The organism is Rhizobium sp. YAF28, assembly GCF_052113285.1.
Taxonomy (GTDB): Bacteria; Pseudomonadota; Alphaproteobacteria; order Rhizobiales; family Rhizobiaceae; genus Rhizobium.
In genome coordinates, this window is sequence record NZ_JBFRCX010000004.1 from 247,164 (window position 1) to 273,663 (window position 26,500).

A 26,500-nucleotide genomic window follows, 5' to 3' on the forward strand; every position below is an offset into this window, starting at 1 on the left:
AATCATTTTCTGAAACTCTTCTGCAGCGCCTTCCGTAGTTGCTGATATCCGGGCGGCGCAGGGCATAAAGCCGGCGGCTGCGACCGGGTGCAGAGGAGAAAACCATGATCAAGTCCGCACTGCGTGCCGCAGCGCTCACCGCCGCCTTTTCGGCTATCGCCTTCGCCGCTCAGGCAAAGAACCCGATGGTCGGCGGCGCCGCGATGTATGCGAACAAGAACATCGTCGAGAATGCCGTCAATTCCAAGGATCACACCACCCTGGTTGCTGCCGTGAAGGCAGCCGGCCTCGTCAGCACGCTGGAAGGCAAGGGGCCTTTCACCGTCTTCGCGCCGACCAATGAAGCCTTCGCTGCCCTGCCGAAAGGCACTGTCGATACGTTGCTGAAGCCAGAAAACAAGGGCAAGCTTGTCAAGGTTCTGACCTGCCATGTCGTTGCCGCAGATGCCATGTCGAAGACCGTCGCCAAGATGATCAAGGACGATGGCGGCGAGCACGACATCAAAACGGTCGGCGGCTGCGTGCTCAAGGCAAAGGAAAGCATGGGCAAGATCACGCTGACGGATGAAAATGGCGGTGTCGCCCACGTCACCATCGCCGACGTCAAACAGTCGAACGGCGTCATCCACGTCGTCGACGAAGTGCTGCTGCCGAAGATGTAAATTCAAATACAGGCTGTCGGGGGCGCCCTTCTGGGCGCCTCTTTTTATTTCCAGTTGCTGACGCCGACCGTTTCGGCAATCGCCTGCCGCAGCTCGTCCAATCCTTCGTTCTTTTCCGAGGAGGTGGAAAGCACGCCCGGATAGGCGGCGGGGCGCTTGCGGATCTTCTCCGATGTTTCAGCCAGCAGCTTTGGCACGGCAGGCGCTTTGATCTTGTCCGTCTTGGTCAGCACGATCTGGTAGGAGACGGCCGCCTTGTCGAGCAGCGTCAGGACGTCATCGTCGTTCTTCTTGATGCCGTGGCGGCTGTCGATCAGCACATAGACGCGCTTCAGCGTCGAGCGGCCGCGCAAATAGTCGAAGACGAGCTTTGTCCAGTTATCCACCTGCTCCTTCGGCGCCTGTGCATAGCCATAGCCCGGCATATCGACCAGCGCCATCGGCGGCAGGTCGTTGCCCTCGCCGGAATAACCGTCCGGAACGAAGTAGTTGAGCTCCTGCGTGCGGCCCGGCGTATTGGAGGTGCGCGCCAGACCTTTCTGACCGACCAGCGCGTTGATCAGCGACGATTTGCCGACATTCGACCGGCCGGCGAAAGCTACTTCCAAGGGGCCTTCCGGCGGAAGGAATTTCATGGAAGGCACGCCGCGGATGAATATCCAGGGGTGGCCGAAGAGCGGCTTTGCGATTTCAGTCATATGAATTCTGCAATCTCCGGGATCGGTAATGAAACCGGCTTCATGTTTTTAAGACGTATTGTCAAGGTTCGTACGGTTGAGCGCTTCTGTGGCCCGAAACAAAAAGCCCCGCCGAAGCAGGGCTTTTCGACTATTTCGATGGCGCCGGTTTTCGCTTGAACAGGCCCTTCAGATTGTCGAAGAGCTCGATCTTCACGCCGTGACGCTTCATGATCACCGACTGCTGCAGCACCGAGAGCGTGTTGTTCCAGGCCCAGTAGATGACGAGGCCGGCCGGGAAGCTTGCCAGCATGAACATGAACACCAGCGGCATCCAGTTGAAGATCATTGCCTGCGTCGGGTCGGGCGGGGTCGGGTTCATGCGCATCTGCACGAACATGGTGACGCCCATGATCAGCGGCCAGACGCCGAGATGCAGCAAGGCCGGTGCCTCGAAAGGCAGCAGGCCGAACAGGTTGACGATCGTCGTCGGGTCGGGCGCCGAAAGATCGCGGATCCAGCCGAAGAACGGCGCATGGCGCATTTCGATGGTGATGTAGATCACCTTGTAGAGCGAGAAGAAGATCGGAATCTGCAGCGCAACCGGCCAGCAGCCGGCGATCGGGTTGATCTTCTCTTCCTTGTAGAGCTGCATCGTCGCCTGCTGCAGGCCCATGCGGTCGTCGCCGAATTTTGCCTTCAGCTCTTCCATCTTCGGCTGCATGCGCTTCATGTTCGCCATCGAAGCGTACTGCTTGCTGGCGAGCGGGAAGAACAGCGCCTTGACGACGATAGTCGTGCAGAGGATCGCCACGCCAAAATTGCCGAAGTAGCGGAAGAAGAAGTCCATCAGCTTGAACATCGGCTGCGTGAGGAACCAGAACCAGCCCCAGTCGATCAGGCGATCGAAATTCGGGATGGAATATTTCGTTTCATATTCATCGACGACAGGCACTTCCTTGGCGCCGGCAAAGACGAGGTTCTTGACGTCGACCGTCGCTCCGGGAGCGATCGACAGGCCTTCACCCTTGAAATCGGCTTGATAGCGCGGCTGACCGTCCGTGAAATGCGAGAAGCGGGAATCGAAGGGAATGGTCTGGCTCGGAATGAGAGCCGCAGCCCAATACTTGTCGGTAATGCCGATCCAGCCGCCGGTGACCGTCGGGTTGGACTGGTTTTCCTTTTCGATCGCCGTGTACTTGCTCTCGGAAATGCCGCTGCCGGCGCCGAGCACGCCGAGGAAGCCCTCATGCAGCACGTAGACCGAAGGCGTGGTCGGCTTGTTGTAGCGCGTCACGCGTCCATAATTGGACAGCGATACGGCGGCGTCGCCGCTATTGGTGATCTTGTCGACGACCGTGAACATGTAACGGTCATCGACGGAAATCGTCCGGGCAAAGGTCAGGCCCTTGTCATTGGTATAGGTCAGCGTCACCGGCGTCTTTTCGGTGAGCTTCGCACCCTCGGGCGCGGTCCAGATGGTAGACGGGCCGGGAACGGCGCCTGTCGCATCAGTGCCGATATAGCCGAACTCGGTGAAATAGCCGTCCTTGGTTTCAGCCGGCGAGAACAGGGTGATGATCGGGCTCGAGTTGTCGACGGTCTCGTGATAGCCCTTCAGCCTCAGGTCGTCGAGGCGCGCGCCGGCGAGGTTGATGGAGCCGGAAAGGGCAGCCGTGTCGATGGCAACACGCGGCGATTTCGCCAGAGCTTCCTCGCGGGTCGCCGTCGCCGTGGCCTGACCGGTGGGAGCTGCGCCATTCGGCTGCGCGCTCTGGCCGCCGGCGGCAGGCTGCTGCGTCTGCTCGGTCTGCTGCTGTGCCTTCTGGGCTTCCTGAGCCTTGCGCTGAGCCTCGATGCGCGGGTTCATATAGAGGAACTGCCAGCCAAGGACGATCAGCACCGAGAGAGCGATCGCAATGAAGTAATTGCGGTTGTTTTGCATCATACGTTCCTGGGGCGCTCGTCTTTCGGGCGCCTGTGTTTCGGCCTGGTTTCCACGCGGGTTTTCAGTTCCGCGGCCAGTTCATCGAAGGACGCTGTCAAGACGTCCCTGCGGGCGACAACCACATAGTCGTGTCCGGGCTGCATTGCAAACCCTGCATGAAGCCGCACCGCCTCTTTCAGGCGTCGCCGCATGCGGTTTCTTTCGACCGCGTTGCCATGTTTTTTGGTGACTGTGAAGCCGACGCGGGCTTCGCTTTCTTCTTCCTTGCGGTTCAGGACCTCGAGAAGGAAGAGAGGGCCGCGGCGCTTTTCGCCTTCGCGGACTGCAAGAAATTGCGGGCGGCTCAAGAGCCGCCCGACAATCTGTTTGTCTTCTTTGGTCTTCAAGTCGCCCGTCATTTGCTATCGGGCAATTCCGGCCTTAGGCCGAAAGACGCTTGCGGCCGCGTGCGCGGCGAGCAACGATGACCTTGCGGCCGCCCTTAGTGGCCATACGCGCACGGAAACCGTGGCGGCGCTTGCGAACAAGCTTCGAGGGCTGATAGGTACGCTTCATTTATTTAAACACCGCGGAGTGCGGCCCTTCTTGAATTTGCATAATGCAAGGAGCGTGGTTTTTCGAACGGGCAAGGTCGCAAAAGACCTGAAACGACCGGACGTGCGGCGGCTTATACAAATGAAGCCTGCCAAAGTCAATTATGACAGGCAGATTCCCCGGAGCTGCGTGGCGGATGGCAAGATTTCGCACTCTGGTGTTAACGAATTTGGTTCTTCACTATATGGTTGTATATTTCATCCATAAGCTTCCGAAAGCTCTCAGCCGCAACTTTTATTCCTTGAAGATGCTCGGCCCGAGACAAAGCATAATGCGCGCAACAGTAAATATGGGTAATTTCTTGTAGTCGATATTGTTAATATTCGAAATACAACATTAACGAATTTACCCGATCTTTCAGTACATCGGCTGGGAATTTGCTTTCCAGCCATTGTGCGAAGCGAGGGAGCGTTCAGTGAAAATTCGCGGCAAAATCAATCTTCTTGTCTCCGTCATGGGTGGCGTTGCGCTTCTGATCGGTGCCACCGCGCTGTCGGCGATGAGCGAGTACAACGCGAACCTGACTGCTTATGAACATGCCGCGGCCCGCGCCTACGCCGGCGAACGTCTCAACCGCTTCGTCACCGCCGTCGTCATGGAGTCGCGCGGCATCTATGCTGCAAAGAGCCTGGAACAGACGCCGGCCTTCGCCAAGGGCCTGATGGCCGATCTGGACGAGATCGACAAGGTCATCGCCGGTTGGGCGCCACTTGTGCCTGATAGCGAGAAGGATACTTTCACCAAGCTCATCGACCGCGCCAAGGAATTCCGCACCTTCCGCACTGAGACAGCCCGTCTCGGCACGCAGGTGAGCCCGCAGGCCGCAAACGAGCAGGGCAACAATGACGCCAACCGCGCCAACCGCAAGGCTTTCCAGGCCGAGATCGACGCGATCGTCAACACTGACAAGGCCGCACTGACGGCCGTCGACGACCAGATCGAGAGCTTCCGCAGCTGGATCCTGATGCTGGTGCTCAGCATCACCGGCATCGGTATCGCGGTCGGCGTCGGTATGGGCTTTTACATCGGCACCAGCCACCTGAGTCGGCCGATCAAGAAGGTGACTCAGGCGATCAAGGACGTCGCAGACGGCAATTTCCAGGCGGAAGTGCCGTTCGCCGGTCGCAAGGACGAAATCGGTGAGATGGCCGCTGCCGTCGCCATCTTCAAGGAAAACGGCCTCGTCATCCAGCGCATGAACGCACAGGAAGCGGCAATGCGTGCAAAGAGCGACGACCTGCAGTCCAGCATGTCCGTCGTCGTTGCAGCCGCTGCTGCCGGCGATTTCAGCCACCGCATCAACAAGGATTATCAGGACGAAAGCCTCAACCAGTTCGCCGGCAATATCAACACGCTGCTGTCGAGCGTCGATGCCGGCGTCGACGAAACCCGCCGCGTCATAGCAAGCCTTGCTGAAGGCGACCTGACGCAGACTATGCGCGGTCAATTCCAGGGCGCCTTTGCCGAATTGCAGAAAAACGTCAACAGCACGTTCGTGACGCTGCAGACGACCATGCGCGAAGTGCGCGAGACGACCGAAGCGATCAACGGAAATACCAACGAACTCAGGAACGCCAGCGACGATCTTTCCAAGCGCACGGAACAGCAGGCTGCCGCACTTGAGGAAACCTCTGCTGCTCTCGATGAGATCACAGCCGTTGTGCAGAACTCGACGGAACGCGCCCAGGAAGCGACCGTCATGGTCTCCGAGGCGAAGGACAATGCCGGTCGTTCCGGGGTCGTGGTCCGCAACGCCGTCGATGCCATGGGTCGTATCGAGCAGGCCTCCCGCGAAATCAGTCAGATCATCAACGTCATCGATGAGATCGCCTTCCAGACCAACCTGCTGGCGCTGAATGCCGGCGTCGAGGCCGCACGCGCTGGTGAAGCCGGCAAGGGCTTCGCTGTGGTCGCCCAGGAAGTGCGCGAGCTCGCCCAGCGCTCGGCAACGGCCGCGAAGGATATCAAGGCGCTCATCAACAAGTCTGGCGACGAAGTGCAGGTCGGCGTCAAGCTGGTCCAGGCGACGGGCAGTGCGCTCTCGGAGATCGAGACGAGGGTCATCGCCATCAACGACCATATCCATTCGATCGCAACGGCGGCAAAGGAACAATCGACCGGCCTCAAGGAGGTCAACACCGCCGTCAATCAGATGGACCAGGTGACGCAGCAGAACGCCGCGATGGTGGAGGAAACCTCGGCTGCGACCCACAAGCTGTCAGCCGAAGCCGATGGCCTCGTGCGCCTCATCTCCCGCTTCAAGGTTTCCAACGAGGCGCCCGTTGCCGTTGCCCGCCAGCAGCATCACCAGCCAGTCGCCTCTCCGGCGCGCCGTGCTATCGGCCGCGTCGCCCGCGCCTTCAGCGGCAATGCCGCTGTTGCGGAGCAGAGCTGGGAAGAGTTCTGATAGCCTTTATGACCGGGATCGGAACGCCGCCTGCGGGCGGCGTTTTCGTTTGTGACGACTTGCCGCTCCTCGCAAAGATTTGAAAGCGGAGCATTCTCGTCTAATATAAGAGCTCATTCTGATGGCGGCCTTTCGCCGCACGGACAAGACGAGATGCCGGTTCAAGACCAGGGCGAGCCTTTCAAGGCGGAAAACATCGCGGCCGGTGAGGCTGCTAGGGGTTCCTATCCGCGTGCCGGCATGTTCAGCCGCCTCTCCGGCAAGCTGCTCTGGCTCACCGTCTTCTTCATCATGCTGGCGGAAATCCTGATCTTCTTTCCCTCGATCGCGAGCATGCGTGTGCGTTGGCTGGAGGATCGGCTGAATACGGCCGCCGCTGCCGCAATCGTCATCGACGGCCTGCAGCCGGTGGATCTGCCGCGCGCGCTGCAGAAGGAGACGCTGGAGGCGACGGGCACCAAGGCGATTGTGCTGCGCAAGGACGGCACCTCCCGCCTGCTCGCCATGAGCGAAATGCCGACCTCGGTCGACGAATCCTACGATCTCAGCAACATCCCGCCATTGACCGCGATGCGCGACGCGCTGGACACGATGATCTTCGGCGGCAACCGCATGATCCGCGTCTATGGTGCGGTGGGCGAGACCAATACCGGCGTCGAGGTGGTCATGAAAGACCGGCCTCTGCGTAAGGCGATGTTCGTCTATGCCCGTAACGTGCTGCTGCTGTCGATCCTGATCTCGCTGTTTACCGCGACACTGATTTTCTTCTCCATCAATCGCATTCTCATCCGCCCGATCCGCAGACTGACGGGCAGCATGCAGCAATTCGCCTCGGATCCCGAAAATCCGCTGCATGTCTATGTCGGCGACGGCGGCCGTGACGAACTGGCTGTTGCCGGCCGCAATCTTACATCCATGCAGCTCGAACTGCAGAAGACGCTGAAGCAGCAGAAAAACCTTGCAGCACTTGGCCTCGCGGTCTCGAAGATCAACCACGACATGCGCAACATCCTGGCATCCGCCCAGCTCATGTCTGACCGCCTCGTCGATGTCGACGATCCCTTGGTGAAAAGCTTCGCGCCGAAGCTACTGCGCACCATCGATCGCGCCGTCGGCTACACGACCGAAGTCCTCTCTTACGGCAAGGCAACTGAATCGGCGCCGCGCCGCCGCCGAATCCATCTTTACGAGCTTGTGCAGGAGGTGAAGGACATCCTCGCCATCGAGCCACAAAGCGGCGTCGAGTTCATCGAGCAGATGGGGCCGGATCTGGAAGTGGACGCTGATAGCGAGCAATTGTTCCGGATCATCCACAATCTCTGCCGCAACGCTCTGCAGGCGTTGACCTCGCCGGGCGAGCAGGGGGCTGGGATCGTCAGGCGCATCACAGTCGCCGCCCAGCGCGTCGGCAGCGTCGTCAGCATCACGGTGGACGATACAGGCCCCGGCATGCCGCTGAAGGCGCGCCAGAACCTGTTTGCGGCCTTCCGCGGCTCGGCCCGCTCCGGCGGCACCGGTCTTGGCCTCACCATCGCCCGCGAGCTGGTGCTGGCCCACGGCGGCACGATCGCGCTTGTAGAAAAGCCCTCGGTCGGCACGCAGTTCCGTATCGAAATTCCGGATCGCCCCGTTTCACTGGAAGATTACCGCAGCCGGTCGCACGCCGAAAAGTGATGCAATTTCCGCAGGGGAGCCTTGCCGAACCAAAGTCGCGATTTTTTTCGAATTGCTCTTGCATTGCCCGAAAAGACCCTTTAGAGAACCGCCCACGCAAGCGGCACGGCCGCCACTGCAGACGCACCCGTAGCTCAGCTGGATAGAGCACCAGACTACGAATCTGGGGGTCAGGAGTTCGAATCTCTTCGGGTGCGCCATTTTCCAATTGTTCATGGTCATGACTTGGCAGCAGGCTCTTCATCGCGCCCGGCGCCATTGCTCTTGTCGCAAGCAAATCGGCTTCGGCCAACTTGGGCCTGATTGGTTCCCGCCTCTCCACCACCTCGACGATGTAAGATAACCCAGCGCGAGCGCCAGGGCGGCGACCGCAATTCCGGCGCTGATCACGCTCTTCGGCGTTATTCCGAATCTGGCGTGCAAGGCAATGTACTTCCCCGGCGCAGATCAAACACTGACTGATTTGCCGAGGATGTGAAGGACCGCGGTCAAAGGTTCTTCTTCCTGAACAACTGTCATTTTGAAGCTCCGATGCAGATGGTGCCGCGACCGAGCGTCCATTCTGAAGCCTGCCTCAAGCTTCGACGGGCGCCACGATACCATAGCTCCCCACCTCCATGCCTAGTTTCGCGCAACCTTCGGCGTCTATCTGCGGAAGCGATGGATTGTGTCGGGCGAGAAGCCGGAGGGTTGGATGATGACGAGAATTGTTGGTGTCGTTGGTCTCGTCGCGATGATGGCTGCTCTGGCAGGCTGTATCGATCGCGCCAATGCGCCGGTGCTCGTGCCGGTCGCTTCTCCCGTCAATCCGCCTGGTGTCACCCACAGCCTCTGTATGTCCGATGCCAACGCAATGTATGATGAGGCAAACAAGCAGTACGACCTGCGTGCGCAGATGACCGGGCACCGCGACGCGATGGAACGGGAAACCAATGCAAGCGGCGCGGCTCACAGGCAATATGTCTCCTGCGTCGCAAGCCAGGGCTACCGTCCTTTGTACGCGAATTGAGAACGGTGAATTCACACAGCTGATGAATTGTCGCAGGCGCTGCTCTCGCGGCTTTTGCAAAATCGCAATTTTTGATTTTTTGTGTCTTTCAGTCACGCCGGATCGCCTGCAATCACAAGTGTAGGAAGCTGCGTGTCGTGATGGAACTTCGCGCGTATAGAACGCATTTTTCATAGGTAAATCCAGAAGGAGGGTTTATCATGAAAATGCTTAATCCAGCCCCAGCCGCCTTTGCGCTCAGCGCTCTTCTCGCCCTCTCGTCTACCGTTCCCGCGCTGGCGGCGCCCGTTCAGCAGGCCCGGATCCCGGTCCCATCGAATGTGGAAATGGTGCAATATAAAGCACATGCCGGCTATTGGCATGGCTATCATGGATTCCGCACGGAACGCCCCGGTACCCGCCGTCACTCCGACGGCTACTGGTATCCGCTTGCCGCGTTCGGCGTTGAAGCCGGCACCACGGGCTCGATTGTCCGCGAACCCGTCAACCGCCCCGAGCCGAAAACTATGTGCAACCCCTCGTTTAATGGCACGATCGGCCCCGGCAGCATGCCCTGTGACAACGGCTATTGAGCCGGCAAAGAAAAAGGCGGCCAAAAGCCGCCTTTTTCTTGTCCGCAATCGGAACTCACGTCGTCGTGATCGCCGTTTCAAGGCAGTAGAATATGACAATTCCGCTTCCTAGCTCCTTGGCGTAAATTCCAACCATCCTCCCAAGGAGACAAGAAATGATCAATGTCGTGAAGAATGGCCTCGTGGCCGTAGCCTTTGGCGCAATCATCACCGTTTCGGCTTTCGCATCTGCCAACGCAGCCCCGGCGCAACAGCAGCAGCAGGTCGTAAAGCAGCAGAAGAACACGACCGCTCGCAATGAGCCCCACACCACGGGTTCGGTCAATGGTACTTCCAGCAGCTCCGAACCTTACCAGTATGGCCGGAAGAAGTCGCTTAACATGGCTTGCGGCCTGCGCTTCAACCCGACCAGTAGCTCGGGCTGCAACTATTGAACGCGGATTGCAGGCATAGGCGAGGGAACTGACATCCCTGTCACGAAAAGAGGGCAGCCTTCATGGCTGCCTTTTTCGTTCCAGGGAAGCCTCGGTCACGTTGTCGAGGGAGAGCCCGGTCAGATCTTCAGAGACCTGCCACAGCTTTCGCCAGACCGTTTTGTCCTGCGCTGCGTGAACAATCTTTGCGAGCCTCGGCGAACCCTTCAGCTCATAGAAACCATCGGGGCCGTACATGACGCCGCCCTTCGCATCCGGTGAGGTCGCGGCAAACAGCGTCGGCAATGCGCCGGCAGCAGCCGACTGGGAAAGCAGAGGCTCCAGCAATTTGCCGAAACGCTCCTGCCAGCTTGGGCCGGTGCGTCCCATGCGCGGGCCCGTGCTCTGCAGGCCGGTCACGGCGTAGCCGGGATGCGCCGCCGTGCTCGTCAGGTTCCAGCCTTCCGCGCGGGCAATACGGTCGAGTTCCAGGCTGAACATCAGCGTTGCGAGCTTGGACTGCGCATAGGCTGACCAGTAGCCGTAGCGTTTCTCGCATTGCAGGTCGTTGAAATTGATCTTGCCGGAGCGGTGCGCAAGGCTGCTCACGGTCACGACGCGCGGTGCCTTTCCCGAGAGCACCATGGGCAGTAGCCGCAGGCTCCAGGCGAAATGGCCGATATAATTGGCGCCGAGCTGCATCTCGAACCCATCCTCGGTGACGTGGCGCGTCGGGATCGCCATCACACCGGCATTGTTGATGAGCAGGTCGATGCGCGGCAGCGAGGCAGAGAGACGAGCAGCGCAGTTTGCGACCGATGTCAGGCTCGCAAGATCGAGCGGTTCGAAGCTCACCTCGGCCCCGGCATGCGTCGCCCGGATCTTCGCGAGCACCTCGTTGCCCTTTTCCACATTGCGTGATGCGATGATCACACGGGCGCCGGCTCCGGTGAGCGCCTTGGCCGTTTCATATCCGATGCCGCTGGTCGCGCCGGTAATGACTGCGATGCGGCCCGTCTGGTCCGGTATGTTCGTCGTCGTCCAGTCAGTCATGGAAATTTCCTTTTGCGGTGTGAGGCGGCGCGGACCGATCGGTAAATCACGCGATGAGAATTATTGCATTAACTGCAAAAATGCAATAGATACAAAAATACACGAAATGTTGTTGGAAAAAGACATGCGCGAAAACGATGGATTGACGAGGCTGCCATGGAATTGCCATGCTGCGAGAGATCGTCGCATCGATAGTCAATCGCATTTCAGGCAGGTGGGATAATCATGATCGCAAAGACTGCATTCTCCGATTTCCTGCATTTTTTCCGTTCCTGGCTAAGTAACCCGCTGAGGGTTGCGGCCATCGCGCCCTCCGGCGATTCGCTCGCGCGGATCATGACCAGCGAGATCGCGGCGCTGGACGGTCCGATCATCGAGCTCGGGCCGGGCACCGGCGTCTTTACCCGCGCGCTGCTTGCGCGCGGCATCAGCGAATCCGATCTGACGCTCATCGAATATGGTCCTGAATTCATCGGATCGCTTCAAAAGCGTTTTCCCGATGCACGCATCCTGCAGATGGATGCCGCCCATCTGGCGCAGGCCGATATTTTCGAAGGTGAACCTGTCGGCGCCGTCGTCAGCGGTCTGCCGCTGCTTTCCATGTCGCCGCGCAAGATAGCCTCGATCCTGGCGGGCGCCTTCGTCTATATGCGGGCCGGCGGCGCCTTCTATCAGTTTACCTATGGACCGCGCTGTCCTGTGCCGCGTCCGATCCTCGATCGCCTGGGCCTGAAGGCGACGCGCATCGGCGGCACGGTCCGCAACCTGCCGCCGGCTTCCGTCTACCGGATTTCGCGCCGCAAGCCGCTGGAGCTCTCGCGTGAGCGCTTCAAATATCGCAGCAGCGGAGTGGATATGGAGATCGCCGCTTTCTCCGAAGCGGATGACTGAATAACATCTGATGCAAATGACAGAGAAGAAACTGCCTGAAGCCATCGAGGGCAGGCGCGAGCGCAAGCGGCGCCAAACCCGCGAGCGCATCGAGCAGGCAGCGATGAGCCTCTTTCTGGAGCGCGGCTTCGACGCGACGACCATCGAGGAGATTACCGAAGCAGCTGACGTTTCGAAGCGCAGTTTCTTCGATTATTTCCCGTCGAAGGAAGAAGTCGTCTTCGCCTGGCAGGATTCCTTCGCTGACCGGTTGATGGCGGCGATTGCCGCCCGCCCGCCCGGTGAGTCTGACGTCAAGGCGGTCGAGGAAGCCTTGATCGTCACTGCGACCGCTTCGGCTGACGAGCGCGCCATGGCGCTTGGCGAACTCATCCATTGCACTCCGACCCTCAAGGCCCGCGATCAGCTCAAATATGCCAAGCTGGAGCAGAAGTTGACCGAGGCGCTGATTGCCCGCAAGGGCGGTGATCCTGAAGCGCGGGCGCACATGCGTTTGCTTTCGGCAATCGTCATCGGCGCGCTGCGCGTTGGCAGCGAGGTCTGGCAAGAGCGTACCCAGGGTGTTTCGATGGAGGGCGTTTCAATGGAAGCCTTCGCACGCGAGATCTTTGGCGAACTCTGGAAGATGCTGGCCGAATTCGGCGATGAGACGAAAGCCTACCTCCAAAGCAATTCTATACGCTAGATAATCACGCTTTCCGTTGCCGGCGGCGCTTCGGATCGATGCTTTCTCAGGAAATCGATGAGCGCGCGCAGCTTTGCAGGCACCCGCCGGCGATCCGGATAATAGAGCGTCAGGCCGGACAGCGGCGGGCTCCAGTCGGCAAGGATCCGCACGAGCCGGCCATCTTCAAGAAAACGCTCGATATAGCCGTTGATCATGTAGGAAATGCCAATCCCATCGAGGGCTGCCTGTGTGAGTGCTGCGGAATCGTTGAGGATCAGCCGTGGATGGAGCGTAATATCGACGCCTTCGCCATCCTTCTCGAATTCCCAGCGCTCGACCTGACCGCTCGTCACGAAACGAAAGCCGATGCAATCATGCTGCAGCAGGTCGCGTGGATGCTTCGGCATGCCGCGGCGGCCGAGATATTCCGGCGAGGCGATGACATGGGCGCTGATAGGCGGGCCGATCGGAATGGCCACCATGTCCTTTGCCACCGTCTCTCCGAAGCGGATGCCGGCGTCGAAGCCTTCCGCGACGATATCGTTCATCGAGGCTTCCATCTTCACCTCGACCTGGATGTCGGGATAGGCCTCCAGAAAATCGCGAAGCAGCGGCTGGATGGCAATCATATAGCCAGCGCGCAGCACATTGAGCCGCAAAAGGCCCGCCGGCCGGCCGACATCCGCGTCCAGATCCTTGCTCGCGGCCGCAAGCTCGCCGAGGGCGGGAAGCACTCGCTCCAGATAGCGGCCGCCAGCTTCCGTCAGGCTCACGCTGCGGGTGGTGCGGTTGAAGAGCGGCAGACGCAATCGGCTCTCCAGCTTGCTGATCGTCTGGCTGATGGCGGACGGCGATACGCCAAGCCGAATGGCGGCAGCCGAAAAGCTCTTTTCCTCGGCGACGACGACAAAGGTTACCATGCCGTCAAGCATGTCCTGGCGCATTCCATTCTCCGGTTTCAAGACCGAGATTAATAAGTTTCTCTAAAAAGGCCATTGCCATTTAATGAGCTTATCGAAATTATCTCCGCGGCCTAACTTCCCCTCCACCAACAGCCAGACGGAGTGAAGGCCATGACAACAAGGGCTAGGATCCTTTTCATTACAGGTGTTTCCACCGGTTTCGGCCGCGCCCTTGCAGAGGCTGCCCTCGCCGAGGGCCATAAGGTGGTTGGCACCCTGCGCAATGAAGAATCCCGCAAAGCGTTCGAGGCGCTGAAGCCCAGCTTTGCCTTCGGTATGCTGCTCGATGTCACTGATACCACAGCGATCGCGCCTGTCGTTGCCGAGATCGAAAGGGAGGTCGGCCCGATCGACGTTCTCGTCAACAATGCCGGATACGGCCATGAAGGCCTCGTCGAGGAATCGAGCATGGAAGATCTGCGCCACCAGTTCGAGGTCAATGTTTTCGGTCCGGTGGCTGTCATGCAGGCGGTACTGCCCTATATGCGCAAGCGCCGCAGTGGCCATATCCTCAATGTCACCTCGATGGGCGGGATCATCACCATGCCAGGCATTGCCTTCTATCATGGCAGCAAGTTTGCCCTCGAGGGCATTTCGGAAAGCCTCGGCAAGGAAGTCAGGAGCTTCGGCATCCATGTGACGGCTGTCGAGCCCGGCGGTTTCCGCACTGATTGGGCCGGCCGCTCGATGGTGCGTGCGGAGCGTTCGATCGAAGATTATGATGAGGTTTTCGAGCCATTGCGCCAGCGCCGCCTCGAACGCAACGGCAACCAGCCGGGCGACCCCAAAAGGGCCGCGGCCGCAATGCTGACGCTCATTGCATCCGATAATCCGCCGGCCCATCTCTTGCTGGGGCGGGACGCGATCAGCCTCGTTCGTGAGAAACTGGGCTCTCTCAAGAGCGAATTCGACGCCTGGGAGCAAGTCTCCAGCTCCACCGATTTTGAGTGATTTGATTGACCAAGAGAGGAAAATACGATGACTGATTACAACGCAGCGAAATCCGGCACCTTCAAGATTGGTGGCGATATGGAGGTCAACCGCCTCGGTTTCGGCGCCATGCGCATTACCGGCGACGGCATCTGGGGTGATCCCAAGGATCATGCAGAATCGATCCGCACACTAAAACGCCTGCCGGAACTCGGCATCAACTTCATCGATACGGCCGATTCCTATGGTCCTGACGTTTCCGAACAGCTGATCAAGGAAGCGCTTCACCCCTATAAGAAAGGCCTCGTCGTCGCCACCAAGGGCGGCCTCACGCGCCACGGTCCGAATATCTGGCTGCCGCTCGGCCGCCCGGAATATCTGATCCAGCAGGTGCACAAGAGCCTGCGCAACCTCGGCGTCGAGCAGATCGATCTCTGGCAGCTTCACCGCATCGACCCGAAGGTTCCGGCCAAGGAACAGTTCGACACCATCAAGTCGCTGCTCGATTCCGGCCTGATCCGCCATGCGGGCCTCAGCGAAGTCTCGGTCTCCGATATCGAAGCCGCTTCCAAGGTCTTCAAGGTCGCCACGGTCCAGAACCGCTACAATCTCGTCGACCGCACCAGCGAGGATGTGTTGGACTATTGCGCAAAGCACAACATCGGCTTCATCCCCTGGTATCCGCTGGCGGCCGGCGATCTCGCCAAGCCGGGCTCACTGCTCGACACGATCGCCAAGAAGCACAACGCCGCCCCGAGCCAGATCGCGCTCGACTGGGTGCTGAAGCGCAGCCCCGTCATGCTGCCGATCCCCGGCACCTCCAAGGTCAAGCATCTGGAAGAAAACGTCGCTGCGGTTAACATCACGCTGTCGGACGAGGAATTCAAAGCCCTCGATGCAGAAGGCAAGAAGCTCTTCAAGGCTGCCTGATAAACATAAAATCAGTCGTGAAACGGCCGCGGTTTCAGCCGCGGCCGTTTTCGTTTCGCGCCGCGCCGTCATTTCCCGCGCGATATCGAGAAAGGCGCGCAGCGTTGGCGGCATTTGCCGGTGGCCGGAATGATAGAGGCACAGGCCCGGGAAGGGCGTCCTGCGACATCGGTCCCGACATTTTGCCTTGGACGATCAGGCCTATATCGACTTCATGCGCGAGCATTTTGCCCAATAATTTGACCAGCTGATCAAAGATGGCGCAAAATGAGGCGCAGACGTGAGCTCAGTGAGGCAAGCATTGCGTCCAATGCATTGCTGCATTGCGGTATTTTCGCTATTCCCCATCAAATGAATTGGGTATTAATAATCACGAAGGCAGCGCACTCCTCCTCCCAGCGCTCCTTCATCGGACTGACAACACTCCTCCTCCCAGTTGTCAGTCAGGATCAAGAGCCCGGTGCACCTCCTCCCGCGCCGGGCTCTTTTCTTTTCCGGGTCATGCCTATCCCAAACTTTCGTAAAATTGACTCTCTCGCTGGCCTCGGACTATCTGGAGGCGCGCGGCAAGCGCATGTCGGTGGCTTGGCGCGATGACGCCTGAACCTGCGGAGTAGTCATGATCGGCGGATGCGGCGTTTCGCGCAAAGCCCTCACAGCCCTGCTCGTCCTGTGTATTGGTCTTGCATCCTGCGGGCGGCCGATCGGTGTCATGCAGGCGGCCGGCACGGTTCCTCCGGGCACATCTCGCGTCGATCTGCTGGTTGCCACAACCCGCGCTGCGGACAAGGATCCCGGCGTTCTTTTCTCCGGCGAGCGTGGCACCGGCCTGATGGTCAATGCCGTCGATATCTCCATTCCGCCTGAAGCCAATCGCAAGGTCGGGCAGGTGCAGTGGCCCTCCCGCTTGCCTGCCGACCCGCTCAAGAATTTCGTGACGGTGGCGGTTGATCCGCTTGATGGCGAGAAGGCTGGTGAGAACTGGCTGAAGACGCATATGCCTGGGAGCAAGCGCGTCCTCATCTTCGTTCATGGCTTCAACAACCGCTACGAGGATGCGGTCTATCGTTTCGCGCAGATCGTCCATGATTCGCATGCCGACGTTGCGCCCGTCGTTTTCACCTGGCCGTCGCGCGCCAGCATCTTCGATTACAACTACGACAAGGAAAGCACCAACTATTCGCGCGATGCGCTGGAAGAGCTGCTGCGGCGCACGGCCAACAATCCGGCCGTTGGCGACATCACCGTCATGGCCCACTCCATGGGCACGTGGCTGACGGTCGAAGCCCTGCGCCAGATGGCGATCCGCGACGGCCACGTTGCCTCCAAGATCAACAACGTCATTCTTGCCTCACCGGATCTAGACGTCGACGTGTTCGGCCGCCAGTTTATGAGCCTCGGTAAGGACAAGCCGCATTTCACCATCTTCGTATCCCAGGATGATCGGGCGCTGGCGCTTTCGCGCCGCATCTCCGGCAATGTCGATCGCCTCGGCCAGATTGATCCTTCCGCCGAGCCCTATCGCAGCAAGCTGGAAGCGGCTGGCATCACCGTGCTTGACCTTACCAAGCTGAAGACCGGCGATCGCCTGAACCATGGCAAGTTCGCCGAAAGCCCCGAAGTGGTGAAACTCATCGGTGACCGGCTGATCGCCGGCCAGACCATCACCGATTCCGAGGTCGGCCTTGGCGAGGCGGTCGGTGCTGTCGCGATCGGCGCGGCCCAGACCGCCGGCAGCGCGGTCAGTCTTGCTGTTAGCACGCCAATCGCCATTTTCGATCCCCGCACCCGCCGTAACTATGACGACCAGGTGCGCCGTCTCGGCCAGTCAATGAACAATACCGTGGGTTCCGTGGGCGATAGCGTCGGCGCCGGACTGCCGGAAGATGCTCAGTAAAAAATCATAGGCATTCGCTTCGTTGTGATATATCACATCTCCAACGGCATCGACTCTGCCGTGCGGTGGACAAGACATGGCGAATGAAACGAATAAGACGGTAGCCGTCGTCGGCGCCGGTGTGATCGGCGCTTCGATTGCTTTCGAACTGCAGCGGCGCGGCTTTCAAGTAACGCTGATCGACAAGGGTGAACCGGGCAGGGGAACCTCCTACGGCAATATGGCGAGCATCGCGCTCGACTTTGCAGCCGGTTCCGGCCCCTCGACCTGGAAGAAGCTGCCGCGCTGGCTGATCGATCCGGAAGGTCCGGTCTGGCTGCGGCCAGGCTATGCGCCGAAAATCCTACCCTGGTTCCTGCGTTTCCTCGCAGCTGGCCGTCCCTCGCGTCTGAGGGAGATCGAGGATGCGGGCATGAGCCTCTCCAAGATCGCTCTCGGCGATATCAGTACCATGCTCGATGCCATCGGCGCACCGGAGCTGATGACCGAAGAGGGCTGCCTGGCGATCTACGAGACCGAAGCCGAATTCGATGCCGATCGCGGCCATCTCGAACTGATGCGGCGCTACGGCCTCGAATTCGAAGTGCTGAGCAACGGCGCGATCCAGTATTACGAGCCGACGCTGTCGCCGAAAGTCGCCAAAGCCGTGCTGCTGCCGGATAACAAGTCCATCCGCGATCCCTATAAGCTTGTCGTAAAGCTCGCCGATGCCGCAAAGGCCGCGGGCGCCAGCTTCGTATCTGGCCAAGTAAAAAGTGTCGAACGCAAGAGTGATGGCAAGACCGCTGTCCTTCTCGAAAACGGCAACCGCATCCAAGCCGAAAAGGTCATCCTCGCAGCCGGCGTCCATACGCGTTTCCTCGCCGAGGCGCTTGGCGAGCCGATCCCGCTTGAAACCGAGCGTGGCTATCATACGCAGATCATGCAGCCCGGTATTTCCATGCGCTATTCGGTGATCTGGCCGCATCGCGCCTTCATGGTCACGCCGACGGCAGGCGGTATCCGCATTGGGGGCAATGTCGAGCTGGCCGGACTGACCGCCGCGCCCGATTTCCGTCGTCCGCGCGTGCTCGTGCGCCATGCGCAGCGCATCCTGCCCGATCTCAAGGTTCAGGATACCAGTGAATGGATGGGGCACCGCCCGGCGCTGCCGGATACGATCCCGATCATCTCACCCTCATCGAAAATGCCTGGCGTCTTCTATGCCACCGGCCACGGCCATCTCGGCCTGACCTATTCGGCAACGACAGCGCGGCTGATCGCGGATATGGTGGCAGGTGTCAAAACATCAGTTGATATCAAGCCATTCCGCATCAACAGGTACTAGGGCTGGTCATGGCCGGAACCTTCGTCACCCGCAAAAATATCCGCGTCGATGGCGGCATCGCGCGTCACGTCCGATTTGGAGTTTGAAAGATGAGATGGAAGCGCACGATCCAGCTTCTGGATGTTCATGCCGAAGGTGAAATCGGCAAGGTCGCCATCGGTGGCGTGCCGAAAATTCCGGGCGAGACGGTCGCCGCCCAGCTTCACTGGCTGAACACCGACCCCAAGGGGCAGGAGCTTCGTCGCTTCCTCTGCCTCGAGCCGCGCGGCGCACCGATCGGCTCCGTCAACCTGTTGCTGCCGCCAAAGCATCCCGATGCTGACGCTGCCTTTATTATCCTGCAGCCAGACCAGGCGCATGCGAGCTCCGGCTCGAACTCCATCTGTGTGACCACCGCTCTCCTGGAATCCGGCATCGTCGAGATGAAGGAGCCGGAAACCATCGTCACGCTGGAAACCGCAGCCGGTCTGGTGAAGGCGACGGCCACTTGCCGCGACGGTCGCTGCGAGAAGGTTAAACTCACCATGGTGCCGTCCTTCGTCCACGAGCTTGATGTCGAGATCGACACCCCGCATTGGGGAAAGATCAAGGCCGACATCTGCTATGGCGGCATCTTCTATGCGCTGGTCGATGTCGGCCAGATCAACCTGACGATCGAGAAGGCCAATGCCGCAGCACTGGTGCAGGCCGGCATGATCCTCAAAGAGCTCATCAATCGCAATATCCACGTTGTGCATCCGGAAATCCCGGCAATCTCGGGCGTCGCCTATGTCATGTTCCGCGATATCGAGGCTGATGGCACGGTGCGCACCTGCACCACCATGTGGCCGGGCCGCGCCGACCGTTCGCCCTGCGGCACAGGCAATTCGGCCAATCTGGCGACCCTATACGCCCGCGGAAAGGCCAAGGTCGGCGATGTCTTCAAGTCGAAGTCGATCATCGGTTCGGAATTCGAGGTCGGTCTGCAGGCGGTGACGGAAGTGGCCGGCAAATCGGCTGTCATCCCGACGATCACCGGCCGCGGCTTCACCTTCGGCCTGTCGCAGGTCGCACTCGACCCCTTCGATCCGCATCCCCTCGGTTTTGTGCTGACGGATGTCTGGGGGCCGTCGGCCGGCGAGATCTAGAGCAATTCCAGCAAAAGCGCGCAGCGGTTTGTGTCTGGAATTGCTCTGCGGCAGACCTCAATAGACGAAGGGATCGACTTCGGCCTTGACGGGGTCGTCATCAGCCGAGGGATAGATTACGCCCTTGCGCAGGATGATATTGGCATAGAGCCGCGGTTCACTGGTCTGGATGACAGCATGGGCCGCCCGCACGCGGCCATAGAAATCCTGCCCGACGAGTGGAATGACCTCGCGATCCGGCTCGTGCTTGGCGCAACAGGCGATCATTTCCTCGTGCACCGGATCGAGCTTGTCGCGCTCGGCCTTCACGGTCGAGCGGAAGATCGCTTCGTCCACAAAGTCGTCGATCGGCAGCACGCTCAAAACGGCATCAAGAACCGGGATGAGATGGTGCCCGTCGAGCCGGATCAGCCGCCGCGCATGCTCGATACCCGGATAGTTGCCGTCGACGATGGCGATTTCATCGCCATGGCCCATGCCGCGCAATGTCGCGAGCAGGTCCGGGCTCAGCAGCGGGTCAAGCCCTTTCAGCATTGTCGATCTCCTTGAAAAGCACATTCTGGTCTGTGAGATAACGCGCAAAGATCGGCAGGCTGGCGCCGCCGATGGCGCGCGCCTGTGCGCCGACCACGCCTTCGACGATATCGGGCATGACGACGCCTTGCAGGTCGAGCTTTTCAGCTTCGTAGATCGTCGCCTGCACGATGCGCCGGCGCACCCAGTCGGGAAAGCCGCCATCGATGACAGCTGCACTGAAGTCGATGATCGAGGCGGCAGCCACGATCGCCTGTGCCAGCGCCTTGGCCGTATCCTGGATCCAGGCCTCCATCGGCTCGCCGAAATCCACCCAGTCATCGGCTGAATACCAGAGGGGCGAAGGATCTATGCCGCGCTCGCGCAGCATGTTTTCCAACACGAAGATGGAAGCGATCTCCAGAAGCTGCAGTGTCTCGCCGTTCTTGCCGCGCACAGGCAGCGGACCGATGGCTCCTGCCGTTCCCGTCTTGCCGGAAAAGATCGCTGAATTCAGCACGATCCCGCCACCGATGAAGGAGCCGATGAAGAAATAGACGAAATCCGGATAGGACGGACCGATGCCGAACACCAGTTCTGCACCGCAGGCGCTGGTCGCGTCGTTCTGCAGGAAGACCTGATAGGATACCTGCGTGGCGATTTCTGACTGCAGGTCGAAATCGCGCCAGACCTCCATCGCGCCCTCGGGTGCGCCCACCTCATCGGCCCAGTTCCAGAGCTCGAAGGGGGCCGCGATGCCGAGGCCGGCGATGCGGCTGCGCTCGCGCTCGTCCAGCTTGCCTTCCAGCTCCTTGATCCCGTGGGTGACGAAAGACAGGATCTCGTCGGGCAGGGGATAGGCATAGATTCTGTGCAGCTGCAGCCGAATTCTGCCGACGAAATCCATCAATACGAGGTCGGCGCTCCGCCGGCCGATCTTCACGCCGAAGGAATAGACGGCATCCGGATTGAGCCGCATGGGTATGGATGGCTGGCCGACGCGACCGCGGATGGGCTCGCCACGCGAAAGCAGCCCTTCCTTCTCCAGCACCCGCATGATGACGGAGACGGTCTGGGCAGACAGCCCGCTACGACGTGCGATATCGGCCTTCGACAGGGCACCGTAGAGGCGCACCAGCGACAGCACGAGCCGTTCGTTATAGGCGCGCACCCTGATCTGGTTCGCGCCTCCGGACGGATTCAGAATTGGCGGTGGGGCCGGCATGGAATCCGGACCATCCAAGGACGACATTGGCCACTCCTCCCGATTAACGGCCTATGCCCGATTTCCCGCCAGCATGCCACATCGAATTAATAATTCAATTGGATTTATTTATTGACAAGCAGTTTTCTTTCGCTCTTAATTACCAGCGTCAAGGGCACGGGACGGCTTTTGGAGGGGGCTGATGTCACATTCCGCAAGTCTCGCCGTGCATGAATTCCGGCACCGCCTTGGGGGCGGGCCGGCTAATCTCTGGGAGGAGTTCATGAAGAAATCAGTTCTCGCTTTCGGCGCTCTCGCGCTCGGCGTCGCCTTTTCCGCTCCGGCGATGGCGGCAGATGTTTCTGCATGCCTGATCACCAAGACCGACACCAACCCCTTCTTCGTCAAGATGAAGGAAGGTGCTACGGCCAAGGCCAAGGAACTCGGCGTTTCGCTGAAGTCCTATGCCGGCAAGATCGATGGCGACAGCGAAAGCCAGGTCGCGGCGATCGAAAGCTGCATTGCTGACGGCGCAAAGGGCATCCTGCTCACCGCTTCCGACACCAAGGGCATCGTCTCTTCGGTTAAGAAAGCGCGTGATGCAGGTCTGCTGGTCATCGCGCTCGACACGCCGCTCGAGCCGGCCGATGCCGCCGACGCCACCTTCGCCACCGACAACCTGCTCGCCGGCAAGCTGATCGGCCAGTGGGCCAAGGAAACGCTCGGCGACAAGGCCAAGGACGCCAAGGTCGGCTTCCTCGACCTGACGCCGTCGCAGCCGACGGTCGACGTTCTGCGCGACCAGGGCTTCATGATCGGCTTCGGCATCGACCCGAAGAACCCGAACAAGATCGGCGATGAAGATGACAAGCGCATCGTCGGCCATGACGTGACGAACGGCAACGAGGAAGGCGGCCGCAAGGCCATGGAAAACCTTCTGCAGAAGGATCCTGGCATCAACGTCATCCACACGATCAACGAACCGGCTGCAGTCGGTGCCTATCAGGCACTGAAGGCCGTCGGTATGGAAAAGAACGTGCTGATCGTATCGGTCGACGGCGGTTGCCCGGGTGTCAAGTCGGTCAAGGAAGGCGTCATCGGCGCCACCTCGCAGCAATATCCGCTGCTGATGGCGTCGCTCGGCATCGAGGCGATCAAGAAGTTCGCCGACAGCGGTGAAAAGCCGAAGCCGACTGAAGGCAAGTCCTTCTTCGACACCGGCGTCTCCCTCGTCACCGACAAGCCGGTCTCCGGCGTCAAGTCGATCGACACGAAGGAAGGCACTGATAAGTGCTGGGGCTAAGCCCTGCCTGAATAAGTGCAGAGTGGCCGGGTCTTGATCCTCGGCCGTTTTGGGCGGACCATATGCCGTCGCCCGACAAACCGGCTGAACAAAGACCGGAAAACGATCGGCGACGGCTTTCGCGTGAGTTCGGCGCGCGGCTGCGGAGGAGGAACAATGACCGGAGCACAGGAATTTGAACGCGTCCTCGACGAAAGCGACAAGAGCGTCGCCTCGTTCGAGCACGAGAGTGTCTCGCTGATAAAGCGCGCGCAGCATTTTCTGCACTCGACACCGGCCGCCGTGCCGCTGATCGTGCTGATATTGTCGATCGTGATCTTCGGATTGGCGATCGGCGGACGGTTCTTCTCGTCCTATACGCTGACGCTCATCCTGCAGCAGATCGCCATCGTCGGTATTCTGGGAGCTGGCCAGACGCTGGTCATCCTGACCGCCGGCATCGATCTGTCGATCGGCGTCATCATGGTCATCTCGGCCGTCATCATGGGCAATGTGGCCATCACCTATGGCATCCCGACACCGATCGCTGTTATCGCCGGCCTCATCGTCGGTGGCCTCTGCGGATTGCTGAACGGGTTCCTCGTCGCCTTCATGAAGCTGCCGCCGTTCATCGTGACACTCGGCACGTGGAATATCGTCATGGCGACGAATTTTATCTATTCCGCCAATGAGACGATCCGCGATACCGATGTCGACGAACAGGCGCCGCTGCTCCATCTCTTCGCCACAAGCTTCAAGCTTGGCAGCGCAGTGCTGACCCTCGGCGTGATCGCCATGGTGCTGCTCGTCGTGCTGCTCTGGTATGTCCTCAATCACACCGCCTGGGGCCGGCATGTCTATGCCGTCGGCGATGATCCGGAAGCTGCCAAGCTCTCCGGCATCCAGACCAAGAAGGTGCTGCTGACCGTTTACACTATATCCGGCGTCATCGCTGCCTTCGCCGCCTGGGTCTCGATCGGCCGCAACGGCTCGATTTCTCCGTCTTCGGCCGTCACGGACTATAACCTCCAGGCAATCACCGCGACTGTTATCGGCGGCATCTCGTTGTTCGGCGGCCGTGGCTCCATTCTCGGCACGCTCTTCGGCACCATGATCGTCGGCGTCGTGTCGATGGGGCTCAACATGCTCGGCGCCGACCCACAATGGAAAGTCCTGCTGACAGGCGTGCTGATCATTGCCGCTGTCGCTATCGATCAGTGGATCAGAAAGGTTTCGGTGTGATCATGGCTGGCGAACCCATTCTCACCGCCCGCGGCCTCGTCAAGCGTTATGGACGTGTGACAGCGCTCGATAACGCCGATTTCGACCTCTATCCGGGCGAAATCCTTGCCGTCATCGGCGACAACGGCGCCGGCAAATCCTCGCTCATCAAGGCGATATCGGGCGCAATCACGCCCGATGACGGGGTGATCACCCTGGAAGGCCGGCAGGTACAGTTCAGATCGCCGATGGAAGCGCGCGACGCGGGCATCGAAACCGTCTATCAGAACCTCGCCCTTTCGCCGGCACTGTCGATCGCCGACAATATGTTCCTCGGCCGCGAGATTCGCAAACCGGGTCCGCTCGGCTCCTGGTTCCGCATGCTCGACCGTCCGACGATGGAAAAGCAGGCACGCAGCAAGCTTTCCGAACTCGGCCTGATGACCATCCAGAATATCAACCAGGCAGTGGAAACGCTCTCCGGCGGCCAGCGTCAGGGCGTGGCCGTTGCCCGTGCCGCTGCCTTCGGCTCAAAGGTCATCATCATGGACGAGCCGACTGCCGCTCTCGGCGTCAAGGAAAGCCGCCGAGTGCTGGAACTCATCCTCGACGTGCGCGCCCGCGGCATTCCGATCGTGCTCATCTCACATAACATGCCGCATGTCTTCGAGGTGGCGGATCGCATCCATATCCATCGCCTTGGGCGCCGCTTGACGGTCATCAACCCCAAGGAATACACGATGTCCGATGCCGTCGCCTTCATGACCGGCGCCAAGGCGGTCCCTGCGGAGCCCGTCGCTGCATGAATGCAAGAATAGACGAAATTGTCGGCGAGGTTCTAAACCGCGCCGGCAACACGAGGCGCTTCCTCATCGCGATCGCCGGGCCGCCCGGCGCCGGCAAATCCACCATGGCCGACAATGTCGCCAGCGCCCTGAAGGCCAAGGGCGAGAGTGTCTCGGTGCTTCCCATGGATGGCTTCCATATGGACAACGCCATTCTCATCGAGCGTGGTCTGCTGGCCCGCAAGGGCATTCCGGAGACCTTCGATGTACGCGGCTTCCTCGATATCGTCAAAGCCGTGCGTCCCGCCGATCAGGAGGTCCTCGTTCCCGTCTTCGACCGTTCGCGCGAACTTGCCATCGCCTCTGCCCGGCCGATCGATCCTCAGGACCGCTTCATCATAATCGAGGGCAACTATCTGCTCTTCACGCTGGGCAAATGGGCCGAACTCGACGGTATCTTCGATTACACGATCATGCTCGCCCCGCCGATGGAGGTGCTGGAAGAGCGCCTCTGGGATCGCTGGCGCGGCTACAAGCTGACTGAGGAAGAAGCGAGCGCCAAAGTCTATGGCAACGACCTGCCGAACGGTCGCCTCATCCTCGAAAATCGCCGGCCTGCAGACATCACATTGGAAATCGCGCTGGCCTGAACAGTTGTTTCCGTACCGGTGTTGATGCTATCGAGGCGAAACCCGCATCGCTTCGGAGGCTCCCATGCAATCGATCACAATCCGCCGTCCTGACGACTGGCATCTGCATCTGCGCGACGGCGCCATGCTGGAAGGTGTGATCGGGGATACGAGCAGCACCTTTGCGCGCGCCATCATCATGCCGAACCTAGTGCCACCCGTCGTCACGACGTCAGATGCGACCGCCTATCGCGAGCGCATCATGAAGGCGCTTCCGGCTGGCCATCGCTTCCAGCCGCTGATGACGCTCTATCTCACCGAGAATACGAGCCCCGATGACGTGGAAGAGGGAAAGAAGAGCGGCCTCATCACCGCCGTGAAACTCTATCCCGCCGGCGCCACGACGAATTCACACGGTGGTGTGCGCGACATGGAAAAGGCCATGCCGGTGCTGGAGCGCATGGCCAGGATCGGCCTGCCGCTCTGCGTTCATGGCGAGGTGACGACACCTGATGTCGATATCTTCGATCGTGAGGCCGTCTTCATCGAGACGGTGCTCGACCCGCTGCGCAAGCGCCTGCCGGAGCTGAAAGTGACGATGGAACATGTCACGACGGCCGATGGCATCGACTACATCAAGTCGGCCAAGGCCAATCTCGCTGGCTCCATCACCACCCATCACCTGATCATCAACCGTAACGCCATCCTCGTCGGCGGCATTCGCCCGCATTATTACTGCCTGCCGGTCGCAAAACGCGAGAACCACAGGCTGGCGCTGCGGGCCGCGGCGACGAGCGGCGATGCTAGGTTCTTCCTCGGCACGGATTCAGCGCCCCATGTCGACCCGCTCAAGGAATGCGCCTGCGGCTGCGCGGGGATCTATACCTCGATCAATACGATGAGCTGCCTTGCCCATGTGTTCGAGCAGGATAGTGCGCTCGACAGGTTGGAGGCCTTTGCCTCCCTGAATGGCCCGGCCTGGTATGGGCTGGCGCCCAACGAGGAACGTATCACGCTGGAGCGGCAGGCCGAACCCGTGGTCTTCCCCGCCAGGATTGAGACCGGCGCCGGCCTGGTTACCGTCTTCGATCCGATGTTTGCACTGCATTGGCAGATCAAAGCCTGA

General features: G+C 60.0%; 26 protein-coding genes and 1 tRNA gene. 19 read left to right on the forward strand and 8 right to left on the reverse strand.

Features of this window, described 5'->3' with window-relative positions; translation table 11 throughout:
• Nucleotides 1–104 precede the first annotated feature (104 nt).
• Nucleotides 105–662, forward strand: coding sequence for a fasciclin domain-containing protein (locus tag AB4Z13_RS11275; RefSeq protein ID WP_113322855.1), 558 nt, complete (start codon nt 105–107; stop codon nt 660–662).
• Nucleotides 663–706: 44 nt separating this feature from the next.
• Here the strand turns inward: AB4Z13_RS11275 and yihA are convergent, their stop codons facing one another.
• From yihA to rpmH, 4 genes are all read right to left on the reverse strand, one after another.
• Nucleotides 707–1,360 carry a ribosome biogenesis GTP-binding protein YihA/YsxC gene (gene yihA / locus AB4Z13_RS11280; protein ID WP_113322856.1) on the reverse strand — a complete coding sequence of 218 codons (654 nt, stop codon included), beginning with the start codon at nt 1,358–1,360 and terminating at the stop codon, nt 707–709.
• Between the two features lie 130 nt (nt 1,361–1,490).
• The gene (gene yidC / locus AB4Z13_RS11285; protein ID WP_439013969.1) at nt 1,491–3,284 is read right to left on the reverse strand and encodes a membrane protein insertase YidC; all 1,794 of its coding nucleotides are present in this window, start codon (nt 3,282–3,284) and stop codon (nt 1,491–1,493) included.
• Nucleotides 3,284–3,685 carry a ribonuclease P protein component gene (rnpA, locus tag AB4Z13_RS11290; RefSeq protein ID WP_037100997.1) on the reverse strand — a complete coding sequence of 134 codons (402 nt, stop codon included), beginning with the start codon at nt 3,683–3,685 and terminating at the stop codon, nt 3,284–3,286. The genes yidC and rnpA overlap by 1 nt, the downstream gene beginning before the upstream one ends.
• Nucleotides 3,686–3,707: 22 nt before the next feature.
• Nucleotides 3,708–3,842, reverse strand: coding sequence for a 50S ribosomal protein L34 (rpmH, locus tag AB4Z13_RS11295; protein WP_016552555.1), 135 nt, complete (start codon nt 3,840–3,842; stop codon nt 3,708–3,710).
• A gap of 454 nt (nt 3,843–4,296) precedes the next feature.
• Between rpmH and AB4Z13_RS11300 the strand changes: the two genes are divergently transcribed.
• The 6 genes from AB4Z13_RS11300 (at nt 4,297) to AB4Z13_RS11325 (ending at nt 9,977) form a co-directional block, all read left to right on the forward strand.
• Nucleotides 4,297–6,288, forward strand: coding sequence for a methyl-accepting chemotaxis protein (locus AB4Z13_RS11300; protein ID WP_439013970.1), 1,992 nt, complete (start codon nt 4,297–4,299; stop codon nt 6,286–6,288).
• Nucleotides 6,289–6,441: 153 nt separating this feature from the next.
• On the forward strand, nt 6,442–7,962 hold the full coding sequence (locus AB4Z13_RS11305; protein ID WP_113322859.1) for a sensor histidine kinase: 1,521 nt from the start codon (nt 6,442–6,444) through the stop codon (nt 7,960–7,962).
• A gap of 123 nt (nt 7,963–8,085) precedes the next feature.
• Nucleotides 8,086–8,162, forward strand: a tRNA-Arg gene (locus tag AB4Z13_RS11310).
• Between the two features lie 494 nt (nt 8,163–8,656).
• Nucleotides 8,657–8,971, forward strand: coding sequence for a hypothetical protein (locus AB4Z13_RS11315; protein ID WP_405049679.1), 315 nt, complete (start codon nt 8,657–8,659; stop codon nt 8,969–8,971).
• A gap of 200 nt (nt 8,972–9,171) precedes the next feature.
• Nucleotides 9,172–9,543, forward strand: a complete 372-nt coding sequence (locus tag AB4Z13_RS11320) for a cell surface protein (protein WP_439013971.1) — start codon at nt 9,172–9,174, stop codon at nt 9,541–9,543.
• Nucleotides 9,544–9,698: 155 nt separating this feature from the next.
• Nucleotides 9,699–9,977 carry a hypothetical protein gene (locus AB4Z13_RS11325; RefSeq protein ID WP_439013972.1) on the forward strand — a complete coding sequence of 93 codons (279 nt, stop codon included), beginning with the start codon at nt 9,699–9,701 and terminating at the stop codon, nt 9,975–9,977.
• 60 nt (nt 9,978–10,037) lie between these two features.
• Here AB4Z13_RS11325 and AB4Z13_RS11330 read toward each other — a convergent pair whose 3' ends face one another.
• Nucleotides 10,038–11,009 (reverse strand): oxidoreductase, encoded by a 972-nt coding sequence (locus tag AB4Z13_RS11330; RefSeq protein WP_439013973.1) that lies wholly within the window; start codon nt 11,007–11,009, stop codon nt 10,038–10,040.
• A gap of 225 nt (nt 11,010–11,234) precedes the next feature.
• On the opposite strand from AB4Z13_RS11330, the gene AB4Z13_RS11335 reads away from it, so the two are divergent.
• Both AB4Z13_RS11335 and AB4Z13_RS11340 read left to right on the forward strand, forming a co-directional pair.
• On the forward strand, nt 11,235–11,900 hold the full coding sequence (locus tag AB4Z13_RS11335) for a class I SAM-dependent methyltransferase (RefSeq protein ID WP_439013974.1): 666 nt from the start codon (nt 11,235–11,237) through the stop codon (nt 11,898–11,900).
• Between the two features lie 16 nt (nt 11,901–11,916).
• Complete coding sequence (locus tag AB4Z13_RS11340; protein WP_439017166.1) at nt 11,917–12,585, forward strand: TetR family transcriptional regulator; 669 nt, start codon at nt 11,917–11,919, stop codon at nt 12,583–12,585.
• Here AB4Z13_RS11340 and AB4Z13_RS11345 read toward each other — a convergent pair.
• The gene (locus tag AB4Z13_RS11345; protein WP_439013975.1) at nt 12,582–13,511 is read right to left on the reverse strand and encodes a LysR family transcriptional regulator; all 930 of its coding nucleotides are present in this window, start codon (nt 13,509–13,511) and stop codon (nt 12,582–12,584) included. The genes AB4Z13_RS11340 and AB4Z13_RS11345 overlap by 4 nt on opposite strands.
• 129 nt (nt 13,512–13,640) lie before the next feature.
• On the opposite strand from AB4Z13_RS11345, the gene AB4Z13_RS11350 reads away from it, so the two are divergent.
• The 5 genes from AB4Z13_RS11350 to AB4Z13_RS11370 all read left to right on the forward strand — a co-directional run bounded on the left by AB4Z13_RS11350 (nt 13,641) and on the right by AB4Z13_RS11370 (nt 19,740).
• On the forward strand, nt 13,641–14,480 hold the full coding sequence (locus tag AB4Z13_RS11350) for an oxidoreductase (RefSeq protein WP_113322867.1): 840 nt from the start codon (nt 13,641–13,643) through the stop codon (nt 14,478–14,480).
• A 27-nt stretch (nt 14,481–14,507) separates the two neighbouring features.
• Nucleotides 14,508–15,389 (forward strand): aldo/keto reductase, encoded by an 882-nt coding sequence (locus AB4Z13_RS11355; RefSeq protein WP_113322868.1) that lies wholly within the window; start codon nt 14,508–14,510, stop codon nt 15,387–15,389.
• Between the two features lie 619 nt (nt 15,390–16,008).
• Nucleotides 16,009–17,286, forward strand: coding sequence for an alpha/beta hydrolase (locus AB4Z13_RS11360; RefSeq protein WP_439013976.1), 1,278 nt, complete (start codon nt 16,009–16,011; stop codon nt 17,284–17,286).
• Nucleotides 17,287–17,362: 76 nt separating this feature from the next.
• Nucleotides 17,363–18,613, forward strand: a complete 1,251-nt coding sequence (locus AB4Z13_RS11365) for an NAD(P)/FAD-dependent oxidoreductase (RefSeq protein WP_439013977.1) — start codon at nt 17,363–17,365, stop codon at nt 18,611–18,613.
• An 89-nt stretch (nt 18,614–18,702) separates the two neighbouring features.
• Complete coding sequence (locus AB4Z13_RS11370) at nt 18,703–19,740, forward strand: 4-hydroxyproline epimerase (protein WP_439013978.1); 1,038 nt, start codon at nt 18,703–18,705, stop codon at nt 19,738–19,740.
• Nucleotides 19,741–19,797: 57 nt separating this feature from the next.
• Here the strand turns inward: AB4Z13_RS11370 and AB4Z13_RS11375 are convergent, their stop codons facing one another.
• Nucleotides 19,798–20,274 (reverse strand): RbsD/FucU family protein, encoded by a 477-nt coding sequence (locus tag AB4Z13_RS11375; RefSeq protein ID WP_113322873.1) that lies wholly within the window; start codon nt 20,272–20,274, stop codon nt 19,798–19,800.
• Complete coding sequence (locus AB4Z13_RS11380) at nt 20,258–21,505, reverse strand: ROK family transcriptional regulator (RefSeq protein ID WP_439013980.1); 1,248 nt, start codon at nt 21,503–21,505, stop codon at nt 20,258–20,260. The genes AB4Z13_RS11375 and AB4Z13_RS11380 overlap by 17 nt, the downstream gene beginning before the upstream one ends.
• Nucleotides 21,506–21,740: 235 nt before the next feature.
• Here AB4Z13_RS11380 and AB4Z13_RS11385 point away from each other — a divergent pair, with 235 nt between their 5' ends.
• The 5 genes from AB4Z13_RS11385 (at nt 21,741) to pyrC (ending at nt 26,500) form a co-directional block, all read left to right on the forward strand.
• The gene (locus AB4Z13_RS11385) at nt 21,741–22,760 is read left to right on the forward strand and encodes a sugar ABC transporter substrate-binding protein (protein ID WP_037071865.1); all 1,020 of its coding nucleotides are present in this window, start codon (nt 21,741–21,743) and stop codon (nt 22,758–22,760) included.
• 156 nt (nt 22,761–22,916) lie between these two features.
• On the forward strand, nt 22,917–23,981 hold the full coding sequence (locus AB4Z13_RS11390) for an ABC transporter permease (protein WP_113322875.1): 1,065 nt from the start codon (nt 22,917–22,919) through the stop codon (nt 23,979–23,981).
• A 2-nt stretch (nt 23,982–23,983) separates the two neighbouring features.
• Complete coding sequence (locus tag AB4Z13_RS11395) at nt 23,984–24,766, forward strand: ATP-binding cassette domain-containing protein (protein WP_113322876.1); 783 nt, start codon at nt 23,984–23,986, stop codon at nt 24,764–24,766.
• Complete coding sequence (locus AB4Z13_RS11400; protein WP_113322877.1) at nt 24,763–25,395, forward strand: nucleoside triphosphate hydrolase; 633 nt, start codon at nt 24,763–24,765, stop codon at nt 25,393–25,395. The genes AB4Z13_RS11395 and AB4Z13_RS11400 overlap by 4 nt, the downstream gene beginning before the upstream one ends.
• Nucleotides 25,396–25,459: 64 nt before the next feature.
• A complete protein-coding gene (gene pyrC, locus AB4Z13_RS11405) occupies nt 25,460–26,500 on the forward strand; it encodes a dihydroorotase (protein WP_439013981.1) in 1,041 nt (346 codons plus the stop codon).

Coding starts and splice junctions, on each gene's coding strand:
- AB4Z13_RS11375 (WP_113322873.1), bottom strand. CDS start 20,274: ATGCTGAAAGGGCTTGACCCGCTGCTGAGCCCGGACCTGCTCGCGACA.
- AB4Z13_RS11340 (WP_439017166.1), top strand. CDS start 11,917: ATGACAGAGAAGAAACTGCCTGAAGCCATCGAGGGCAGGCGCGAGCGC.
- AB4Z13_RS11350 (WP_113322867.1), top strand. CDS start 13,641: ATGACAACAAGGGCTAGGATCCTTTTCATTACAGGTGTTTCCACCGGT.
- yidC (WP_439013969.1), bottom strand. CDS start 3,284: ATGCAAAACAACCGCAATTACTTCATTGCGATCGCTCTCTCGGTGCTG.
- yihA (WP_113322856.1), bottom strand. CDS start 1,360: ATGACTGAAATCGCAAAGCCGCTCTTCGGCCACCCCTGGATATTCATC.
- AB4Z13_RS11305 (WP_113322859.1), top strand. CDS start 6,442: ATGCCGGTTCAAGACCAGGGCGAGCCTTTCAAGGCGGAAAACATCGCG.
- AB4Z13_RS11315 (WP_405049679.1), top strand. CDS start 8,657: ATGATGACGAGAATTGTTGGTGTCGTTGGTCTCGTCGCGATGATGGCT.
- rpmH (WP_016552555.1), bottom strand. CDS start 3,842: ATGAAGCGTACCTATCAGCCCTCGAAGCTTGTTCGCAAGCGCCGCCAC.
- AB4Z13_RS11335 (WP_439013974.1), top strand. CDS start 11,235: ATGATCGCAAAGACTGCATTCTCCGATTTCCTGCATTTTTTCCGTTCC.
- AB4Z13_RS11360 (WP_439013976.1), top strand. CDS start 16,009: ATGATCGGCGGATGCGGCGTTTCGCGCAAAGCCCTCACAGCCCTGCTC.
- AB4Z13_RS11365 (WP_439013977.1), top strand. CDS start 17,363: ATGGCGAATGAAACGAATAAGACGGTAGCCGTCGTCGGCGCCGGTGTG.
- AB4Z13_RS11355 (WP_113322868.1), top strand. CDS start 14,508: ATGACTGATTACAACGCAGCGAAATCCGGCACCTTCAAGATTGGTGGC.
- AB4Z13_RS11325 (WP_439013972.1), top strand. CDS start 9,699: ATGATCAATGTCGTGAAGAATGGCCTCGTGGCCGTAGCCTTTGGCGCA.
- AB4Z13_RS11370 (WP_439013978.1), top strand. CDS start 18,703: ATGAGATGGAAGCGCACGATCCAGCTTCTGGATGTTCATGCCGAAGGT.
- AB4Z13_RS11400 (WP_113322877.1), top strand. CDS start 24,763: ATGAATGCAAGAATAGACGAAATTGTCGGCGAGGTTCTAAACCGCGCC.
- pyrC (WP_439013981.1), top strand. CDS start 25,460: ATGCAATCGATCACAATCCGCCGTCCTGACGACTGGCATCTGCATCTG.
- AB4Z13_RS11320 (WP_439013971.1), top strand. CDS start 9,172: ATGAAAATGCTTAATCCAGCCCCAGCCGCCTTTGCGCTCAGCGCTCTT.
- AB4Z13_RS11385 (WP_037071865.1), top strand. CDS start 21,741: ATGAAGAAATCAGTTCTCGCTTTCGGCGCTCTCGCGCTCGGCGTCGCC.
- rnpA (WP_037100997.1), bottom strand. CDS start 3,685: ATGACGGGCGACTTGAAGACCAAAGAAGACAAACAGATTGTCGGGCGG.
- AB4Z13_RS11345 (WP_439013975.1), bottom strand. CDS start 13,511: ATGCGCCAGGACATGCTTGACGGCATGGTAACCTTTGTCGTCGTCGCC.
- AB4Z13_RS11380 (WP_439013980.1), bottom strand. CDS start 21,505: ATGTCGTCCTTGGATGGTCCGGATTCCATGCCGGCCCCACCGCCAATT.
- AB4Z13_RS11275 (WP_113322855.1), top strand. CDS start 105: ATGATCAAGTCCGCACTGCGTGCCGCAGCGCTCACCGCCGCCTTTTCG.
- AB4Z13_RS11390 (WP_113322875.1), top strand. CDS start 22,917: ATGACCGGAGCACAGGAATTTGAACGCGTCCTCGACGAAAGCGACAAG.
- AB4Z13_RS11330 (WP_439013973.1), bottom strand. CDS start 11,009: ATGACTGACTGGACGACGACGAACATACCGGACCAGACGGGCCGCATC.
- AB4Z13_RS11395 (WP_113322876.1), top strand. CDS start 23,984: ATGGCTGGCGAACCCATTCTCACCGCCCGCGGCCTCGTCAAGCGTTAT.